At 71.3% G+C, this 18,555-nt stretch carries 12 protein-coding genes, 1 tRNA gene and 2 pseudogenes; 9 read left to right on the top strand and 6 right to left on the bottom strand.

Translation table 11 applies throughout. The annotated features are described in order from the left end of the window. Positions 1 to 40: 40 nt before the first annotated feature. Genes ABGB06_RS28405 through ABGB06_RS28415 form a run of 3 tightly spaced genes read right to left on the bottom strand, consistent with a single transcriptional unit; the run spans position 41 to position 3,323 of the window. Positions 41 to 2,089, bottom strand: a complete 2,049-nt coding sequence (locus tag ABGB06_RS28405; RefSeq protein ID WP_347594504.1) for a DUF2264 domain-containing protein — start codon at positions 2,087 to 2,089, stop codon at positions 41 to 43. Beyond that, a complete protein-coding gene (locus ABGB06_RS28410) occupies positions 2,086 to 3,132 on the bottom strand; it encodes a hydroxyacid dehydrogenase (protein WP_347594506.1) in 1,047 nt (348 codons plus the stop codon). Before ABGB06_RS28410 ends, ABGB06_RS28405 begins: the two co-directional genes overlap by 4 nt. Further along, on the bottom strand, positions 3,129 to 3,323 hold the full coding sequence (locus tag ABGB06_RS28415) for a hypothetical protein (RefSeq protein WP_347594508.1): 195 nt from the start codon (positions 3,321 to 3,323) through the stop codon (positions 3,129 to 3,131). The genes ABGB06_RS28410 and ABGB06_RS28415 overlap by 4 nt, the downstream gene beginning before the upstream one ends. A 144-nt stretch (positions 3,324 to 3,467) precedes the next feature. Here ABGB06_RS28415 and ABGB06_RS28420 point away from each other — a divergent pair, with 144 nt between their 5' ends. The 4 genes and pseudogenes from ABGB06_RS28420 (at position 3,468) to ABGB06_RS28435 (ending at position 6,306) form a co-directional block, all read left to right on the top strand. Further along, the gene (locus ABGB06_RS28420) at positions 3,468 to 4,544 is read left to right on the top strand and encodes a substrate-binding domain-containing protein (RefSeq protein ID WP_347594509.1); all 1,077 of its coding nucleotides are present in this window, start codon (positions 3,468 to 3,470) and stop codon (positions 4,542 to 4,544) included. Positions 4,545 to 4,592: 48 nt separating this feature from the next. Next, positions 4,593 to 4,677 (top strand) — tRNA-Leu (locus ABGB06_RS28425). A gap of 312 nt (positions 4,678 to 4,989) precedes the next feature. Continuing rightward, positions 4,990 to 5,265, top strand: a pseudogene (locus tag ABGB06_RS28430) (DALR anticodon-binding domain-containing protein); the annotation flags it as partial. A gap of 183 nt (positions 5,266 to 5,448) precedes the next feature. Further along, positions 5,449 to 6,306 carry a glutaminyl-peptide cyclotransferase gene (locus tag ABGB06_RS28435; protein WP_347594511.1) on the top strand — a complete coding sequence of 286 codons (858 nt, stop codon included), beginning with the start codon at positions 5,449 to 5,451 and terminating at the stop codon, positions 6,304 to 6,306. A gap of 537 nt (positions 6,307 to 6,843) precedes the next feature. On the opposite strand, the gene ABGB06_RS28440 is transcribed toward ABGB06_RS28435, so the two are convergent. Continuing rightward, entirely contained in the window at positions 6,844 to 8,286 is a 1,443-nt protein-coding gene (locus ABGB06_RS28440) for an arylsulfotransferase family protein (RefSeq protein ID WP_347594513.1), read from the bottom strand. 292 nt (positions 8,287 to 8,578) lie between these two features. On the opposite strand from ABGB06_RS28440, the gene ABGB06_RS28445 reads away from it, so the two are divergent. The 5 genes and pseudogenes from ABGB06_RS28445 (at position 8,579) to ABGB06_RS28465 (ending at position 13,539) form a co-directional block, all read left to right on the top strand. Then, positions 8,579 to 8,773 carry a hypothetical protein gene (locus tag ABGB06_RS28445; protein ID WP_347594515.1) on the top strand — a complete coding sequence of 65 codons (195 nt, stop codon included), beginning with the start codon at positions 8,579 to 8,581 and terminating at the stop codon, positions 8,771 to 8,773. A 215-nt stretch (positions 8,774 to 8,988) separates the two neighbouring features. Beyond that, a complete protein-coding gene (locus ABGB06_RS28450) occupies positions 8,989 to 9,978 on the top strand; it encodes an alpha/beta hydrolase-fold protein (RefSeq protein WP_347594517.1) in 990 nt (329 codons plus the stop codon). A gap of 44 nt (positions 9,979 to 10,022) precedes the next feature. Next, positions 10,023 to 10,358, top strand: a pseudogene (locus ABGB06_RS28455) (transposase family protein); the annotation flags it as partial. A gap of 54 nt (positions 10,359 to 10,412) precedes the next feature. Next, positions 10,413 to 10,988 (top strand): hypothetical protein, encoded by a 576-nt coding sequence (locus tag ABGB06_RS28460; protein ID WP_347594519.1) that lies wholly within the window; start codon positions 10,413 to 10,415, stop codon positions 10,986 to 10,988. A 667-nt stretch (positions 10,989 to 11,655) separates the two neighbouring features. Further along, entirely contained in the window at positions 11,656 to 13,539 is a 1,884-nt protein-coding gene (locus ABGB06_RS28465) for a beta-L-arabinofuranosidase domain-containing protein (RefSeq protein ID WP_347594521.1), read from the top strand. Positions 13,540 to 13,803: 264 nt separating this feature from the next. Here the strand turns inward: ABGB06_RS28465 and ABGB06_RS28470 are convergent, their stop codons facing one another. After that, the gene (locus ABGB06_RS28470; RefSeq protein ID WP_347594523.1) at positions 13,804 to 15,471 is read right to left on the bottom strand and encodes an extracellular solute-binding protein; all 1,668 of its coding nucleotides are present in this window, start codon (positions 15,469 to 15,471) and stop codon (positions 13,804 to 13,806) included. Between the two features lie 85 nt (positions 15,472 to 15,556). Continuing rightward, a complete protein-coding gene (locus tag ABGB06_RS28475) occupies positions 15,557 to 18,535 on the bottom strand; it encodes a glycoside hydrolase family 2 TIM barrel-domain containing protein (protein WP_347594525.1) in 2,979 nt (992 codons plus the stop codon). Positions 18,536 to 18,555: the final 20 nt, after the last annotated feature.

Below are 18,555 nucleotides of genomic sequence, written 5' to 3' on the forward strand. Positions count from 1 at the left end.
CCACTCCGCCCGGTCCGGCGCTCTGCCCGGTGCCGGGGCGTCACGCAGCCGGAGCGGGGGGTGGGCCCAACGAGACCTCGGTGTCCGGACCTTCGGGCCAGTGCACGGTGACCGTCGTCTCGTCGGCCGCGACTGTGATCCGCGGCAGCGGGGTCGTTCCCGGCGGGTCCGGCACCCGGTCCAGCGACACGACCGCGGCGAGCACCACGCCCACCGGCGGCAAGCCCTCCGTGCCGAGCCACGGGATCGCCGTCCACCGCCCGAGCGGGCTCGTGTCGCGTTGCACCGCCACGCCTCCGCCGGACAGCCCGCGCAGGCCGCGCAGCGTGGAACGCAGCGTCGTCGTGGTGGCCACCGCGCCGGGGCCGTGCTCCGGCGGCGCGTCCGACGCCACCGGCCAGCCGCCGAAGCGGACCGCCCGCCACCCCGCCGGGTTCGGGCCGTCCACCCGGGCCAGCCGGACCTCCACCCCGTCGCGCACCACCGACGCCACGGTCAGCACCGGACCCGGCGTCACCGCGCCGACGCGCCCGGAGCCGTGATCGGGCGACGCGTCCGCGTCGGCGTCGACCCACCGCACCGGCCCCCGCGACGCCGCCGCCAGCACGCCGCCAGGCAACTCCCGCGCGTAGAGCGTGGTGAAGCCGGCGCGGTGCGTGGCCCGGCCGCGCCCGTCGATCAGCGCCACCGCGTTGTCCAGGGGATCCGGCGAAGGGGTGAGCGGCGGCAGCGTCGCGGTCGAGTAACCGAGCCTGGCGTACAGCGGCGCGTCCGTCGCCTCGTCGCCCGGCGCGGCGTGGTCCGTGCCGTGGTTGACCACCAGCGCGATGCCGTCCCGGCGCCGCGCTGACACCAGCCAGCCGGGCGCCGCGACCACCCGCGCCACGTCGCCCTCCTCCACCGGCAGCGGCCGCTCCGTGGCGGTCCACACCGGATGGTCGGCGGGCAGCGCCAGGCCCAACATGCCCTTGGCCGCCCAGTACGGCGAGCCGGGGCCCGAGTACGCCTGCCGCATCGCCGGCCACGCGCCGTACCAGCCGAGCGTGAGCAGTCCGTCCGCGTCCGGCGCCCCGCGTTCCGCGAAGTGCCGCAGCATGCCGCTGGCCGCCCGGCGCAGCAGTCCGGGCGGCAGGTCGCCGGTCCCGGTGTAGGCCGCGACCCACAGCGGCGCGGCGGCCGCGAACCGGTAGACCAGGCTGCGCCCCTGCAGCAGCGGCGCGCCGTCGGCGCCGACCAGCCGCACCGCGTCGTCGAGGTAGCGGGTCAGGTCGGCGGCCCAGGCGTCGCGCAGTTCCGGCGGGCACAGCGAGCCGGTCACGTCGAACATCCGGGTCCACAGCAGCGGGTAGAGGTGCAGCGCCCAGCCCACGTAGTGGTCGTAGGCCCGTTCCCCGGCGCCGTCCGACAGCCAGCCGTCGGGCCGGCGCAGCGAGGCGTGTACGGCGAGGTCGGCGGCCACGTCCTCGGCCGACCACGGGCCGCCGACCTCCCGCAGGAACGACTCGACGACCACCCGGAACCACACCCAGTTGATCGGCGGGTAGGGCTGGCCGACCACGGTGCCCAGCCAGGCCACGGTCCGCTCCCGCACGCCCTCGGGCAGCCGGTCCCACAGCCACGGGCGGGTCAGCTGGAGCACCAGCGCGATCGACGCGGCCTCCACCTTGGCCTGGCCCAGTTCGTCGGGCCGCGGCCAGCGTTCGGGGGAGAACGGGTCGGTGCCGGCCGCCAGCCCGTCCGCGTACCGTTCCAGCAGCCCGCCCGGGTCCGCCCCGCCCTCGCCCGCCACCCGGAACCCGGCGAGCAGGAACGAGCGGGCGAAGCCCTCCAGGCCGTCGCTGTCCCGCCCCGAACGGCTCGCCGGACCCGGCAGGTGCACGCGGGCGCCGGCGGGGGAGCGGTGGCGGTCGAGCGCGGCCAGCATCCGGTCGGCCAGCGCCACCCAGTGCCGGCGGGTCCAGCCCGTGTACGGGGACAGCACCCGGTCCTCGGGGCCGCCCGGCTCGCTCGTGGGCCGCCCGTGCACCCGGCCCGTCCCGCTCCTGCCCGTCCCGCTCCTGCCCGCCCTGTTCATGCCGGCACCGCTCATGCCTGCACCGCCAGTCCCTGCCGGGTGACCGGATGCACCGGCGGCAAGCCGCCCGCGTACCGCTCCAGTTCGGTCAGCGCCGCGGCGGCCATCCGCCGGGTCTCCGAGCCGAGCGATCCCGCGATATGCGGGGTGAGCACCACGTTCGGCAGCTCGTACAGCGGCGACGAGGCGGGCAGCGGCTCGGGTTCGGTGACGTCGAGCACCGCGTGCAGCCCGCCGTCGCGGCAGGCGGCCTCCAGCGCCGCCGTGTCCACCAAGGCGCCGCGCGCCGTGTTGATCAGCACCGCGTGCGGGGGCAGCGCCGCCAACTCCGCTGCGCCGACCAGATGCCGCGTCTCCGGCAGCGCCGGCGCGTGCAGGCTCAGCACGTCCGCGCGCGGCAACGCCTCCGCCAGCGTCACCGGTTCGGCGCCCGCCGCCACGATCGCCGCGGGGTCGGCGACCGGGTCGACCACCAGCACCCGCGCCAGATCGAGCCGCACCAGCAGCTCCGCGACCCGGCGGCCCACCCGGGAGAAGCCGACCAGCACCACCGTGCGGTCCCGCCCGGTCAGCTCGCCGCGGCGCTCCCGGTAGCTCCAGTCCTCCCGGTACCTGCGGGCGTCGGCCGCCAGGAACGGCACCTTCTTGAACGCCCACAGCACCGCGGCCAGCGTGTACTGCGCGACCGGCTCGGCGTTGGCGTCCGCCGCCGTGGTCACCAGCACGTCGCGCGCGAAGACGGCGTCGCTGACGTGCATCCGCACCGTGCCGGCCGCGTGCAGCACGGCGCGCAGCCGGGGCGCGCCGCGCAGCACCTCCGCGTCCAGCATCGGGCAGCCCCAGGAGGTGACCAGCACCTCCGCCTCGGCCAGCCGGCGCCGGGCCGTGGGGGAGCCCAACTCCTCGACGGCGAGCGGCTCGCCCAGCGCGGCGGCGGCCCGCAGCCGGGCCAGCTCCGCCGGGCCGAACTGGGTGCGCAGCGTGTCCCGGCCCATCACCAGCAGCGTCTCGGGGCGGCGCGACCCTCCGGCCACGCCGCCCGTCGGGGCCGCCGTCACCGCACGCCGTCCGTGGCCAGACCTGAGCGCCATTCCCGTTGCGGCACGAGGAAGGCGAGAACCAGCGGGGCGTAGGCCGGGAACAACTCGGGGTCGGTGAGCATGACCAGCGGCAGGATGGCCGCTCCCGTCGCGGCCGCCCCCTGGAACGCGCGCCGCGAGGGCCCTGGTCGCGCGAGACGATGCGCCATCCCCCCACTCCTCTCCGTCGTGTGGGCTGACCGCCACTCCAACCTGTGCGATAGTTCGGAGTCAATCATTACGAAGAGATTCGATCAAAATCGATCAATTGCGAAGGTTGCGATGCGGATGCGATCCCGTGCGGAGCGTGACTGATGCTCGCCGCCCGCCGCCAGGAACTGATACTCGCCGAGGTGCGCCGACACGGCACCGTCCGGCTGGCCACCCTCGTCGAACGGCTCGGCGTGTCCGCCGTGACCGTCCGCCGCGACGTCACCGCCCTCGCCGACCGCGGCCTGGTGCTGCGCGTGCACGGCGGCATCACCCTGCCCTACCGCGGCCTACCCGGCGAGCAGGGCCCGGTCACCGCCCCGCACACCCGGGTCGGCATGGTGGTGCCCTCCGTCGAGTACTACTGGCCGCACGTCATCCAGGGCGCCCAGGCCACCGTCGCCGCCGCCGGCGGCCGGCTGCTGCTGCGCGCCTCCAGCTACGACCCCGCCGAGGACCGCCGCCAGGTCTCCCGGCTCCTGGAACGCGGCGTCCACTCGCTCCTCGTCGCCCCCACCACCACCGACACCGCCGGCATCGACCTGCTGCGCTGGCTCGGCGCCCTCCCCATCCCCGTCACCCTCGTGGAACGGCTCCCGCCCCCCGAACTCCCCACCCTCGCCCTGGACGCCGCCACCACCGCGCACGCCCTCGGCGCCGGCCTCGCCGTCCGCCACCTGGTCACCCTCGGCCACCACCGCATCGCCCTGGTGACCAGCCGCTCCAGCCCCACCAGCCGCGCCCTCCGCGCCGGCTGGCGCGAGACCGTCGCCTCCCTCGCCCTGCCCCGCCACGACGGCCTCGACCACGACGTGCCCACCTACGGCACCCCCGACTGGTCCGACGCCTACGACGAGGTGCTCCGCCACTGCCGCGACCGCGGCGCCACCGCCCTGCTCGTCCACTCCGACCGCGAGGCGGTCGGCATCGTCGAACGCGCCCGCGACCACGGCCTCGCCGTCCCCGACGAACTCGCCGTCGTCTCCTACGACGACGAGGTGGCCGCCGCCTCCGACCCACCCCTGACCGCCGTCCGCCCCGACAAACACCGCCTCGGCGCCCTCGCCGCCGAACTGGCCCTCACCCGCGCCGCCGACTCCGCGGAACGCCCCGTACACCGCGTGCAACTGTGGCCCTCCCTGGTCATCCGCCACTCCTGCGGAGCCCACGCACTACGGTGAAACCACCGCCCCCGCCTTGGTATCGTTGACCACGTCACGCACACACCTGTCCGGGTGGCGGAATGGCAGACGCGCTAGCTTGAGGTGCTAGTGCCCGACTAAGGGCGTGGGGGTTCAAGTCCCCCTCCGGACACAAACCAATCCCCACGGGACCCCCGTGGGGATTTGTCGTCTGCCGCCCCGGGCGTGGCTGTCACCCGCACCGTGGCGGCGCTGATGTTCGTAGTCCAGCCGCGGGTCGAGCGCCGCGTACAGCGCGGCCTTGTCAGCGGTCGACACCCGGCGAAGTGCCGCCACGGCGTCGGCGGTCCCGCGCATCAACCGCGCGATGTCCTCCCGCGAGACGGTGTCAGCGCTCGCCGCCACGCGAGCGGCGCTCAGCCGCCGCTGCGCTGCGGTGTGGTCCTTGGCGACCTCGTCGATCCATCCGGTGACCAGAGCAGGGCTGCCGCTGGCCCCGGCGGAGCGGGCGCTGGGCCTGCACCTGGACTCCTTGGCCGAGACGCTGGACGCGGTCGCCGAGACGTACGAGCCGCACAAGCTCGCCGGGTACCTCTACACCCTGGCCACGCAGTACTCCGCGTTCTACGAGAACTGCCCGGTGCTGGCCGCCGAGGACCCGGCCACGGTGGCGAACCGCCTCTTCCTGTGCGCGCTGACGGCCCGGACGCTGCGCCTCGGCATGTCGCTGCTCGGCATCCACACGCCCGAGCGCCCCTGACCCGTCGCCCGAGGCGGCGGAAAAGTTCCGGTGACCCCACCGGTTGACGGTCGTGGTCGGGCGCCGCATGCTCTGTCGGCGGAGGCCCGCACGCTGGTGGGTTCCGAAGTGCCCAACCGCCAGCGGAGGTTGTGAACGACGGCCGCCGCGTCTCGACGATTCCGCAGTGGAGGGTACTGAGTCATGCGACGACGGAGCCATGGCATACCGGGCCGCCGCGCCCGTGTGCTGCCGGCCGCGGTGGTGGTGGCGTTGTGCTCGGCGCTGTTGGCCGGTTCCGGGGACCGCTCGTTCGCCGGCCAGCCGCCGGCGCCGGATCAGTTGCGCGTGGAGGTCCTCGGGTCGCGGCCGCACGACGTGGACTCCTTCACGCAGGGGCTGGAGATCTCCGACGGCGTGCTCTACGAGGGCACCGGGCTGGCAGGCCAGTCGTTCGTGTCGGCGACCGACCTGACCACCGGGGACCAACTCACCCGCGTCGATCTCCCCTACCCCCTCTTCGGCGAGGGGATAGCGCTGACCCGGACCTCCCTGTGGCAGCTCACCTGGCAGGACGGCATCGCCTTCGAACGCGATCCGGAGACGCTGGAGGAGGTGCGCACCGTGGAGTACGCGGGGGAGGGCTGGGGGCTGTGCCACCAGGCGACCGCTGACCGTCTGGTAATGAGCGACGGCTCGTCCACGCTGACGTTCCGCGACCCGGTGACGTTCGAGGAGACCGGCAGCGTCGAGGTGCTCCGGGCCGGAGAACCGGTGCGGAACCTCAACGAGCTGGAGTGCGTCGACGGCGAGGTGTACGCGAACGTCTGGCAGACGGACACGATCCTGCGGATCGACCCGGGCACAGGCGCCGTCACGGCCGAGATCGACGCGGCTGGCCTGCTCACGGAGGAGGAGGCGCTGCACGCCGACGTACTCAACGGCATCGCCAAGGCGCCTGAGGGCGACACGTTCCTCGTTACGGGCAAGCGGTGGCCGCACCTCTTCGAGGTGCGCTTCGTTCCCGCGGGTACGTCCTCATACGGCAACGACACTCCGTGACGTGTTGGGCACTGCCTCGTTGATCGCTGTGGCGGAAGAGGTAACTGACGATTGGTCAGGAACGTTTGACGACTTCGTCGCGCGGTGTGCGGGCCGATGTGGCCGGGTGGAGTCGCGGCGACGGATGGTGTCCTGCCGGCGAGGAGGGCCTTGAGCCCAGGCCGGGTAGTTAACGTGTTCGCGCTGGTAGCAAAGGTCGTCCTGGCTGGTGTAGGTGGCAGGTCCGGCCTTGTGGATGAATCCCTGGCTGGCCCATCGGTCGAGTTGTCGGCGCATGGTGCTCAGGGTGACGTCGACGAGTTGGCGGGGCGAGGCCGCTCGGGTGCCAGTGGCGGTCGGGTTCCGTGTCGAGGATGTCAAGGACGTGCTGCCGGGTCGCCCGGGCCACCGGCGGCACGACCGGTCACCGTTTCCGACCACCCGGCGACGTCGGGACGGCCCTGCGGCGGACGGGTAGGCCACAGCTGCCGGAAGAGCCCGCCGCCTGCCCCTGGTGTGGGGCAGGCGGCGGACGCCGCTGGTGCGCCGCGGCGCGGGTTACCAGGCGAGTGTGAGGGTGCGGCTGCCCAGGACCGCGCCGTTGTCGTCGAGGGCGCGAACCCGCACGCGGTCGGCGTCTCCGTCCGGGACGGTGACCTCGGCGTCGGTCTCGAAGCCGGTCTTCTCGATGGTCGCCAGCGGCTCGAAGCCGGCGCCGTCCTCCGAGCGAGCCTCGATCCGCCAGGCGTCGACCTCGGTGGCGCCGTTCCAGCTCACGGCGACGTCGAGGGCGCCGTCGTCGTCCGGGTCGGACACGGCGACGTCGGGCGGCGAGGCCGGGGTGCCCACCCAGTTGGTGGTCCGGCCTGCCCAGTAGGTGAAGTACCCGTTGCTGAACTGGCCGGTGAACACCTGTTGGCTGCCGTTGAACTCCACCATGGCGCCGGTGGTTCCGTAGTTGACGAGGTGGCTGCCGCTGGGGGTCGGCTGGTTGGAGCCGGTGGCGATCGCGAAGCGGTTCTGCGACTGCATGCTCTGCACCAGCCGGGCCGTCATGGCCTGCTCGTCGATCTGCCAGACGGCGCCGCGGGAGACCTGCGGGGAGTGTCCGACGCCGTTGTCAAACGCCGCGAGGTTGCCGTTCGGCAGGCGGGTGGCGTCGTGCTGGTAGCTCGGCATGTCGGCCGGGTTGGCGAAGGTGAAGTCGTTGGCCTCACCTCCGAACCGCCAGATGATCTCGCCGGAGTCGATGTCGATCTTGTAGATGGCGCTGGTGTGCCGGGCGCTCATGAGGATGTTGCCGTCGTTGTCGTACGCCACCGAGTTGGTGTGCAGGTACTCCACGACGGGACGGTTCAGCGGCTCGTGGGTCTCGTCGATCGGGATGTGGTCGAACGAGCTCCACTCGAAGGTGACCTGGTTGGTGGCCGTGTCCACCTCCTGGATGACGATCTCCATGACCGTGGCGTTGGGGGATCCGCCGTACTGGCTCAGGTCGCGCTGGACGGGGTTGTAGGAGGTCATGAGAATGCGGCTGCCGTCGTCCGTGAAGTCCATGGGGTGGTAGTCGGGGGTGTACCCCTGCATGCCGAACGCGGCGATCTCCTGGTAGGAGGAGTTCAGGATGACGAACTGCCCGCGGTTGTAGTCGAACACGCTCAGGGCCGGCTGGCCCCGGAAGGTGATCTGCCGCAGGTGGGCGTAGCGGCCGTCCTGATACCACACCGGCTGGCCGTTGTTGTCGTAGATGGCGGCGGCGCCGTACGCCCCGCCGTAGGGCTGCCCCACGAAGCTGGCTGGTGTGGTGAGCAGCAGGTTGGGGTCCTGCTGCCCGGTCGAGCTGGTGGTGAGGGAGGTCTGCAGCAGGATGTCGGGCCGCGACTCGTAGACCGCGGGCGCGGCGGCCGTGCCCTGCCCTTCGACCTGCCGCGTCTGCTGTCCCGCCTCCGCCGCGCTGCCGGCGGGCGCGAGAAGAACAAGAAGCGCCACCGTGGTCGACACGGTGGCGCTTCCGTACAGCAGGCGGCGTAAGGCGCGGGCTGATCTGGACGTCGATAAGGATCTCGTTGGGGACATGTGGGGGCTCCTCGTTAGGCGAGAGGTCGAGGGCTGGTGGACGATGATCGCATAATCGTTCGACCGCAAGCAGGTTATCGATGTCGCGGATGTTGACGGAAGTACGCGTCTGGCCGGGGATGCCGCATGACATGAGAGGGACGGCAGAGCACCCGTGGAAGTCCGGCCTCCGGATCCATGGGCTCGCCGGTGGGCAGCCGGCGACACCGGCGAGATCGTGCTCGGCGAGTCCGAGGTGCGACGCGCCTCCCGGCTGAAACCGAACGAGACGAACTTCATCGTCTACGTCTGCCATGTCCTCGACCGCGACCGTCGCACCATCGCCGTTCTCCCCAACCCATACGGCGCTCCCGACCTCGCCGGCTACGAACCGGTCAACAACCGGCTGGGGCTCCGCTTCGACCTTGGCTGACGTCCCCACGCCAACGGGGAGCTGATCCTGGCCGAGCCGACATACCGTTCAACGTCGAACACCGCGTTACCAACAGGCGGTCCGTCCGGGGTGGACGAGGAGGAGGTGCGAAGCTGCTGTAGATGCGCGCGCTCGTGTAACCGGGCGCTGCCTAGCCTGGCCACGGGCCACGGTTAGCGGCCACATCGGTGCGTCACTTCATGCCAGGGGGCAACATGAGCGAATACCCTCCCAGCCGACGCGATGTCCTCAGGACCGCCGGCGGAGTCTCCGCCGCGATGGCGCTGGGTGGCGGCGCCGTCGTCGCCACGGCATCCGCGGCCCACGCTGCCGAAGACGGCTCCGGGCTGCACATCGTGGAACGCGACGAGACCGACGCCCGCATGTGGTACTACCGGCTCGCGACCGACGCGATCGACTGGGACCCCGGCGTCAACGTGCTGCTCCCCGACGACTATCACACCAGCGGGCGCACGTACCCGGTCCTCTACCTGTTCCACGGCGGGCTGGAAGACTTCACCACGTTCGACGTCGACCCGGAGCGCGACATCCGCGGTGTGACCGCCGGCAAGCCACTCATCGTCGTGATGCCCGACGGCGGCCCCGCGGGCTGGTACTCGAACCCGGTCGGCTCGAACACCGGGCCCCGGAACTGGGAAACCTTCCACATCAACCAGCTGCTGCCCTGGGTCGAGGCAAACTTCCGCACCTACGCCGAGTACGACGGGCGCGCGGTCAGCGGCTTCTCGATGGGCGGCTTCGGCGCGCTGAAGTACGCCGCCAAATACTTCGGCCACTTCGCCTCGGTGAGCGCCCATTCCGGCCCGGCCAGCCTGCGCCGTGACGGCGGCGCGGTCGTCAACTGGGCCAACGTGTCATCCGCCGCCATGGAGTTGGGCGGCGCCACGGTCTACGGCGTGCCGTGGGACGAGGCCAGGATCAGCGCCGACAATCCGGTCGAGCGTCTGGAGAGCTACCGGAACAAGCGGATCTTCCTGGTGGCCGGCACCAGCCCTGACCCGACCGACCCGTTCGACGTGTTCAACGAGAACCAGGTGCTCGCCGGTCAGCGAGAGTTCCGCGCCCTCCTCGACGGCGCCGGCATCCCGCACGAGTCGCACGAGGAGCCCGGCGGCCACTACGTCCGCAAGGAACTGCTGGCCCACGACATCAACGGCATCATCGGCCGGCTCCGTAAGGCGTAGGCCAAAGCCCCGAGGGCCTTGACCCTTGATCCTGGACACACGAGACACCCGCACTGCCCCGCGCGGTCCACGACATCAAAGCCGCCCGCACCCACGGCATCATCGATGGCCTGATCACCGAGGACATCCCGTGCTGGGCGGACAAGGCGGATCAGGGCGCTGGCGGGACGATCCGCGTCCCCTGCCGAGGTCGGTGGGAGACGCTCTCCACCGGCCAGCAAGGCCACAACCGCTCCCACGCACGGATACGAGCACTTGGCGAACAGGCCGTCGCCACCCTGAAGTCCTGGCGGCTGCCGCGGAAGCCGCGGTGCGGCACCACCCGAATCACCGACCTGGTCAGAGCCATCCTCACCCTCCACCTGGCAGCCTCAAGCTGAGGTTGGCAAGGGGCTCAGTGACGTGCTGTCGGTGGCTGCTTCTACTGTTGCGTCATGGGGAACTATTTTCAGACCGTCGTCGACCTCGACGCCACGCATGCGGACGCCCGCACCCTGGCAGACAGCGGACTCGACTGGCTGGTCAGGGAGGGGATCGTTCGGGCCGAGCTCACCGACTGTGTTCTCGGGGCGCCGTCGGGGCATCCGCCCGGTCCCTCGTGGGCCAAGGCGGTCGGTCAGGAGGACTGGGAGCCCAGCGACGGACTCAGGATCGAGACCAGCCGCACCGTATTCAACTGCGGTCAGGGCGAACCCAGGTTCGCGGTGTGTCCCCATTGTGCCGGGCGGGCGGATTTCTACACCGACCGGCTGGAGGAGATCGAGGGTACGTGGGAACCCTTCGGTGAGGCCATCGAGGCCTGGAGCGACACAGGCAGCGCGGCAGTCGCCTGCCCGCATTGTCGGCGCCCTGGTGACCTGACTGCGTGGACCTGGTCGGATGACTACTTCGCCTTCGGGTATCTCGGTTTCGAGTTCTGGGACTGGCCCGACTTCAGCCCCGGGTTCATCGAAGGTCTCTCCCGCGCGCTCGGGGGACATCGCACGGTTCTCATGGAAGGCAAACTCTGAGGGAGCCGGAGTTCGTCCGTCCTCCCTCCCCCCCGCTCAGCCCGGGGGGTGCTCGGAGCATGGCGAACAGGCCGCTGATGCGTTGGCGGGCGAGGCGGAGGAGGGCCCGGGCGTGGGTTTCAGGCGGGCGCGTTGCTTGTCGTATGAGGCGCCGGGCCGAAGTATTTGGTGGCGTACTTCAGCGCGCCGAAGCCGCCCATCGAGAAGCCGCTGTACCGAACGCCGGCGTCGTTCCGGTCGCCGGTCGTGACCCGGCCTCGGGGAGATCGGCCGGAGATGCCGATCGATTCATCAGATGTGCTGGTGTGTGTTCCGGTTTCTCAATCGCCCACCCCGGTGGGCGCGGGGTGACGGGAGCGGGCGCCCCGCCGCCCGAACGATCGCGGCGACCCGCAGCGACCGGACGTGTCGCATGAGGCTTTCTGTCTCGCTCTTTGTCGCCTCGTGACCGAGATGCGCGGACCGTAAGGGCGCCGGTTCCGGGCCCGCCCTGCGTCGCCCATGCACGCGATCTCATGCTTCGGGGTGGTCGTGCCGATGCCTGAGGGCCTAAGGTTTCGCCGGTATTAGTCAGATGATTTGTGGCCGCCTCGGGCTCCGGTCGGGACCGTCAAGCTCCCTCGGTCCGGAGGGCGGCCGTTCGAACCACATCGAAGGGAGTTCCGCGGTGACGATCCGAGCCATGCCGCTGGACGCTGTACGGCTGAGGGCGGGACTCTTCGACGAGCGCCGGCAGCGCAATCGCGAGTACCTGCTCTCGCTCACCGTCGACAACCTCCTCCAGAACCACTTCCTCGAGGCGGGGATCTGGAGCCGGCTGTGGCATCTGCGGCCGTCGTCGGAGGACCCTGAGGAGCGCGGGGTCGGGCGACACTGGGGCTGGGAATCGCCCGGGGGGCAGCTGCGGGGACACTTCGTCGGCCACTGGTTGTCCGCCGCAGCCCGTGAGGTGGCCGTCACCGGAGACGCGCACCTGCGCGCCCGGATCGCCGACGTGGTGGGCGGGCTGGCCCGCTGCCAGCAGGCCAACGGCGGGGAGTGGGTCTTCTCCGTACCTCCCCGCTATCTCGAGTTCCTGGCCGATGATCGGCCGGTCTGGGCGCCCCAGTACACGATCCACAAGACCCTCATGGGACTCGTCGACGCCGTGCGTGATCTCGCCGACCCCCTGGCGCTTGAGGTGGCACGCAACGCGGGACGCTGGTTCGCGCGCTGGGCCGCACGGTTCGACCGTGAGGCGTTCGACGAGATCCTGGACGTCGAGACCGGCGGCATGCTCGAGGTGTGGGCCGACCTGTTCGAGCTCACAGGCGAGGAGATCTTCCGCGATCTCCTGGGCCGCTACTACCGCGGGCGCCTGTTCGATCGTCTCGTCGCCGGGACCGATGTCCTCACCAACATGCATGCGAACACCACCATCCCCGAGGTGCTCGGCGCGGCGCGTGCCTTCGAGGTCACCGGCGAGTCGCGCTGGGCCGACGTCGTCCACGCGTACTGGACGTGGGCGGTTGACCGACGCGGCACGTTCTGCACGGGCGGGCAGACCGCGGGCGAGATCTGGACGCCGCCGTTCGAGTTCGCCGCGCGCCGGGGCGACAAGAACCAGGAGCACTGTGTCGTCTACAACATGATTCGGCTCGCGGACGTGCTGTTCCGCTGGACCGGCGAGGCACGCTACCTGGACTACATCGAGCGGAACCTGTTCAACGGCGTTCTCGCCCAACAGCACCCCCGCACCGGCATGGTGACGTACTTCCTGCCGCTCGAGGCGGGGGCCAGGAAGCGGTGGGGAACGCCGACCGAGGACTTCTGGTGCTGTCACGGCACGCTGGTGCAGGCGCACACGCGGCACAGCTCGCTCGTCTTCTATGAGGACGGCGACGCGGTCGTCGTGGCCCAGCTGATACCCGCCGACCTCCGGATCGACCGAGACGGCAGCCCCGTCCGCGTGCGCCTGGAGAGCCGTGAAACGGCGGCGCGCGTCGGGCCGGACGCCAACGCTGGCCAGGCGGGCGCGCGACACCGGCCCGACTCCTGGGGAGTGGCCCTGCGCATCGAGTCGGAGCGCGACGTGGAGCTGACGCTGCGGGTGCGGATCCCGTCGTGGGTCTCCGGCGAGGCGCAGCTCGCCCGCGACGGCGCACCACTCGACGTCCGGCCGGTGAACGGGTTCGTCGAGCTGCGACACGCGGGACGACGCACGGAGTTCGAGATCACCCTCCCGGCCCGGCTCTCGACCGACCCGATTCCGGACGAGCCGGGGACGGTCGCGTTTCTCCACGGCCCGGTGGTGCTCGCCGGCCTCACGGACGTCGAGTCCCTGCTCCTGGGCGATGTCGACGAGCCGGGCACGATCCTGTCTCCCGACAACGAGCGCCAGTGGGCGCAATGGCTCCACGGTTACCGGACGGTCGGGCAGGCGGCCTCGATCCGCTTCCGTCCGCTGTACGAGGTCGTCGACGAGCCGTACACGGTGTACTTCCCCGTGGCGACGGGGGCGCCAGCGAACTCCGGTCGGACCCCCGGCGATGACCCGGTCGCCGGCGGCTGACCGGGCGGCGACCGACCGATGAGGACTCTGGTGATCCGCTGATCCTTTGCCGAGGACTGGTGGTTCCGTACCGCGCACACCGAGGGGGCGTGGGCCGCGGCGGATGGGCGGCCCGTGCGGGTGACTCTGCCGCACGAGGCCGGCCTGGCCGCGCCGCGACGCCCGGACCCGGCGCTGTCCAGACGGACGCCGTTGTGGTTGGGGGTGGAGTCGGAGCGGCTGTGCGCCACTCCCGTGGTTGGGTGGGTGGTGGGCTTCTGGTGGTCAGGCGGTTTCTCCGTCCTCGTCGAGTATCCGCTGGTAGAAGTCGCGCAGCTCGTCGCCGCCGTTGCGGCGCCATTCGTCGACTGCGTTGTGCAGGTCCCTGAGGGACTGGCGGCCGCGCACCACGTCGGCCTGGAGGTCGTCGAAGCCGTCGGAGAGGTTGGCGAGCCGGGCCGGCTCCTGGATCTGCCGGCCGACGAAGAGGGGATCGCGGACGTAGGGGAGGCTGCGCTGTTGCCAGTGCGCCAGGTCTTCGACGACCTGCGGCAGGTCGGGGTGGGCGATGTAGGGGGCGGGGGAGCAGATGAACGTGTAGGTGTCCGGGACGACCTCGACGTTGCCCTTCTCGGTGCGGGCCGGCAGGCCGTCCTCGACGCTGTAGTGGACGCCTTCGACGCCGTACTGCTTCAGCCGCTGCTCCACCGTGCCGTAGGGCGCGGCGGCGAAGTTTGCGATCTCCAGGGCTTCTCGGATCCGGTCCTCGGGGAGGTTCTTGTTGATGAAGCTCCAGATGCCGGAGCCGTGCCGACCCCACAGGTGGGGTTCGCCGCCGTCGGGTGAGAAGAAGTCGAAGGCGTTCATGTGGAAGTCGGGGTTCGTGCCCTGTTGCTCCACGGTCGTCGAGTACCAGGCACCGTCGCCGTCGGCGAACATGAGGGACTCGCCCGTCGAGAAGCGGATCCTCGCGTCGCCGGTGGCGGCGATGGCGTCGGGGTGGACCACCTCGGCCTCGAACAGCCGGCGGGTCCACTCCAGCGCCTCCACGTACTCCTCGGTCTCGACGCGGTTGACCAGCTTGCCGTGGTCTCCCCGGCGCCAGTACATGGGCTGTCCGGGGAGTACCGCGAACATCTTCAGGGCGAACGTGGTCATGTCCTCGCAGGCCCACACCCGGTTACGGGCGGAGGTCACGTCTCGGCAGAAGTCGTAGAACTCCTGGGCGCTGGTCGGAGTCGTCCAGCCGTGGGAGTCGAAGATGTCCTGCCGGTAGAAGGGCAGGTCATCACCCACCTGGCGCTGAGGCATGGGCAGGCCGCGCAGCGCGCCGCCGAAGACCGATGCCTGCCAGGCCGTGGTGGGTATGGCGGCGAGGTTCGGGTAGTCGAGCACCTTGTCGCCGGACAGGTAGGGGCCGAGGTCGGCGAAGCGTCCGCTGATGGCCTGCGGTATCTGACCGACCATGTCCCATGAGGGGATGCACACCAGGTCGGGAATCTCGCTGCCGGCGAGGGTGGCTCCGAGCTTCTCCGGGTAGCTGTTGCCGTCCTGGGTCTGCCAGCGCATCCGTACGCCGATGGCCTGGTCCACCATGGTCCAGAACTCGTTGCCCGGCCGGGGCGGGGTGCCCCAGAGGGGGGTCATGGCGGTGAACTCGCCGCCGTTGCCGCGCGGCTCGGGCACCGAGACGCCCAGCTCGTCCTGCGGGATCCACCGCGAGAACCCCGGACTGGAGTCGTGCCTGCTGGGGATGTCGGGGGCGACGGCGACCTCCGACTCCCGGTAGGCCGGCAGGATCGTTCGCAGCTCCTCCTCGGAGACCCGGCCCTCCTGGCCGCCGCTTCCCTTGCCGCACGCCGACAGCAGCGGCATGCCGCCCATCGCGGCGGTCGCCACCGCGGTCGAGGCGAGGAATCTTCTCCGGCTCGGACCAGATCTGGTGTTGGACATGACGTCAGCGCCCCTTCGTGCAGTGTGCGGGTGGTGAGTGAGGTGAATCGTTGAGACATGCGTCGCGCCCGTAGGGGCGGTGGGTTCAGCGGCCGCGCACCGCGGTGAAGCTCACGGAGAACGAGGCCGGACCCGCGGCTAGGTGGTACTCGGGGAGTGGTTCGGGGCCGCAGGACGCACTGCCGATGCCGTGTTGGGCGTGGTCGAGGTTGACCCACACGGTGTCCCCGGGGACCAGATCGGTGGTGTGGTCGGCGGCGTCGAGCTGGTGGCTGGTCCAGCGTCGGGCGGTGAACCAGAGGGGTGCGGAGTGGGCTGTGAGGCGCAGACCAGCGCCGTCGGCGTCACGGAGTTCGGCCCACCGGGTGTCGGCGCGGGCCCCGTTCTCCTGAGGGCGGACGTAGGGCGTCTGCATGCCGTCGACGGTCATGGTGTAGCGGCCGAGGCGGGAGGCCTGGCGCGTGTCGGGGTAGGCCTCTCCCGGGCCGCCGCCGAACCAGGTGGCGTGGTCGTATGAGGCGGGCAGGCCCAGCAGGACTCCCAGACGGGGGAGCGGGGTGGGCCACTCGCCGTCGGGTGTGACGGTGAGCGTCAGCAGTAGGCGATCGTCATCGGCGGTCCAGTGGTACTCGGCGTACATGCCCCTGTCGGTGGCGGCTGCTGCGGCGCGGACGCGCACCACCAACTCGTTCTCGCCCACGATGACGGCGTCGACGCGGTGTTGGAGACGATTCAGGCCCAGTGCGCGCCAGCGCATGCCCAGGCGGGCCTCTCCCAACCACGGGCCACGCATGTCGTTGTCGGTCGGTGCTCGCCACAGGTCCAGGCGCGGGCCCTGGGTCAGGCTGAGTTCGTCGAGTGCGCGCAGCTCACCCGTCCTGGTGTCGAAGACGCCCGGGCCCAGGCGAAGAGTGTCCGCGTCGCGGCTCGGTGGAGCGAGCGCGCGGGGAGGTGCGGGGGGCGACCAGGGGACGGCGTGGAGTTGGGCCCAGGCGACGACGTGGCCGCGCGGCGCCCAGGCGGTGTCGGAGGCGAGCACGGCCCGTATGGTCCACACGGCTTCGCCCGCGTCGTCACCCGCGGTGGGAGGGGCGGGCAGCGTGACGTCGGCACTGGCACCGGGGGCCAACGGCGGAACGGCCAGCGGCCCGGTGGCCACCTTCTCGCCCTCGACCTCGTAGGCCCATTCGAACGCCAGATGGCTCAGGTCGGCGACGTCGTGGAGGTTGGTGACGGTGGCGGTGCCGCTCGTCGCGTCGCCGGTGATGCGGACGGGTTCGATGACCTTCTTGTACTCGATCAGGCCGGGGGAGGGGGTGCGGTCGGGGAACAGGAGGCCGTCGCAGACGAAGTTGCCGTCGTGGAGTTCCTCGCCGAAGTCTCCGCCGTAGCCGAAGTAGGTGCGGCCGTCCTCGGTCTGCTTGGGCAGGCCGTGGTCGATCCACTCCCAGACGAAGCCGCCCTGGCAGCGTTCGTAGGTCTCGAAGAGCCGCTGGTAGTCGGCCAGGCCGCCGGGGCCGTTGCCCATCGCGTGGGCGTATTCCACCAGCAGCAGCGGTAGCGAGCTTCGGTGGGCGTCCAGCTCCGGGTCCTCCAGCGGCGGTTCCTCGCGGCGCCCGATGGCTTCCACCTCGGCGTGGGGGACGTACATCCGGGAGTAGAGGTCGCTGTCAACGTAGGAGTAGTCGTTCTCGTAGTGCACGGCGCGGGACGGGTCACGCTCGCGGATCCAGGCGGCCATGGCGGACAGGCCGGCGCCGGTGCCGCACTCGTTGCCCAGCGACCAGATGACCACCGAGGGGTGGTTCTTGTCGCGTTCGACCATCCGCCGGGCGCGGTCCAGCAGGGCCGGGATCCAGCGGTCGTCGGCGACGGGGTTGCCGCGCCAGCCGGGGAAGAACCCGAAGCCGTGGGTCTCCAGGTCGCATTCGTCGATGACCCACAGGCCCAGTTCGTCGCACAGGTCCAGGAAGGCGGGGTGGGGTGGGTAGTGGCTGGTGCGCACGGCGTTGATGTTGTGCCGTTTCATCAGCAGCACGTCCCGGCGCATCGTCTCGACATCCAGCGCCCGGCCGGTCTCGGGGTGGAACTCGTGCCGGTTGACCCCTCGGAAAAGGATCCGGCGGCCGTTGGCCCGGAACACCCCGTCCTCCACCCCGACGGTGCGGAACCCGATCCGCAGCGGGATCCGCTCACCCGGCGTGGCCAACTCCCCGTCGTACAGCCGGGGCACCTCAGCGCTCCACGGCTCCACAGGAGCCGGCGCCTCCTCCCCCACCGCCAGGTCCAGGCCGAGCTCGGGCACGGTGACCCTCCCCCGGGGCCTCGGGGCCCCGGGAGGTGCCCCCATGGGGACGTCACAGTCGACCCGCAGGCTGCCCAGGCCAGTGGTGTGGTCGTAACCGGCGTACACGAAAACGTCGGCGGGTGTGTGCTCGGGCCGGTGGAGCAGCGTCACGTCACGGAAGATGCCCGGCAGCCACCACATGTCCTGGTCCTCCAGATAGGACCCGGCCGACCACTGGTGCACCCGCACCGCCAGCACGTTCCCGCGTGCGCGCAACAGACCGCCCACCGCGAACTCGTGCGGCAGCCGCGAGCCGGTGAACCAGCCCAACTCCCGCCCGTTCAGCCACACCCGCGCACAGGAGTCCACCCCATCGAAACGCAACACGCTCTCCCCGCCCGCCGGCCAGCCGTCCGGCAGATCGAAGACCCGACGATGGTCCCCGGCGGGATTCTCCGTCGGCACCCGCGGCGGATCCACCGGGAACGGATAGGGGATGTTGGTGTAGGCGGGGGTGCCGTGGCCCTGGAGCACCCAGTGGCCCGGGACCGTCACCTCGCCCCATGCCGAGGTGTCCGCGTCGTCGTCGACGAGGTCGGTGCCGGTGCCCTCGGCGGTCTCCGCAAGCCGGAACGCCCACGTCCCGTTCAGCGACAGCCGCGCGGCATCGGAGCCAGCGCACCAGGCGCGGGCGGGCAGGCAACCGCTGCCTGGTGAGCGGTCCTCGTAGTAGGGAGGTGGGGAGGTGGCTGAGCTGTCCCCCGGCCGGGTGTCCATGTGTCTCCTCTGACGGGTGT

The sequence above is a fragment of the Streptomyces sp. B6B3 genome (assembly GCF_039871525.1).
Classification (GTDB): Bacteria; Actinomycetota; Actinomycetes; order Streptomycetales; family Streptomycetaceae; genus Streptomyces.

Excerpts from the sequence above, each read along its gene's own strand:
- ABGB06_RS28475 (WP_347594525.1), bottom strand. The coding sequence starts at position 18,535 with ATGGACACCCGGCCGGGGGACAGCTCAGCCACCTCCCCACCTCCCTAC.
- ABGB06_RS28405 (WP_347594504.1), bottom strand. The coding sequence starts at position 2,089 with ATGAGCGGTGCCGGCATGAACAGGGCGGGCAGGAGCGGGACGGGCAGG.
- ABGB06_RS28470 (WP_347594523.1), bottom strand. The coding sequence starts at position 15,471 with ATGTCCAACACCAGATCTGGTCCGAGCCGGAGAAGATTCCTCGCCTCG.
- ABGB06_RS28450 (WP_347594517.1), top strand. The coding sequence starts at position 8,989 with ATGAGCGAATACCCTCCCAGCCGACGCGATGTCCTCAGGACCGCCGGC.
- ABGB06_RS28460 (WP_347594519.1), top strand. The coding sequence starts at position 10,413 with ATGGGGAACTATTTTCAGACCGTCGTCGACCTCGACGCCACGCATGCG.
- ABGB06_RS28420 (WP_347594509.1), top strand. The coding sequence starts at position 3,468 with ATGCTCGCCGCCCGCCGCCAGGAACTGATACTCGCCGAGGTGCGCCGA.
- ABGB06_RS28415 (WP_347594508.1), bottom strand. The coding sequence starts at position 3,323 with ATGGCGCATCGTCTCGCGCGACCAGGGCCCTCGCGGCGCGCGTTCCAG.
- ABGB06_RS28435 (WP_347594511.1), top strand. The coding sequence starts at position 5,449 with ATGCGACGACGGAGCCATGGCATACCGGGCCGCCGCGCCCGTGTGCTG.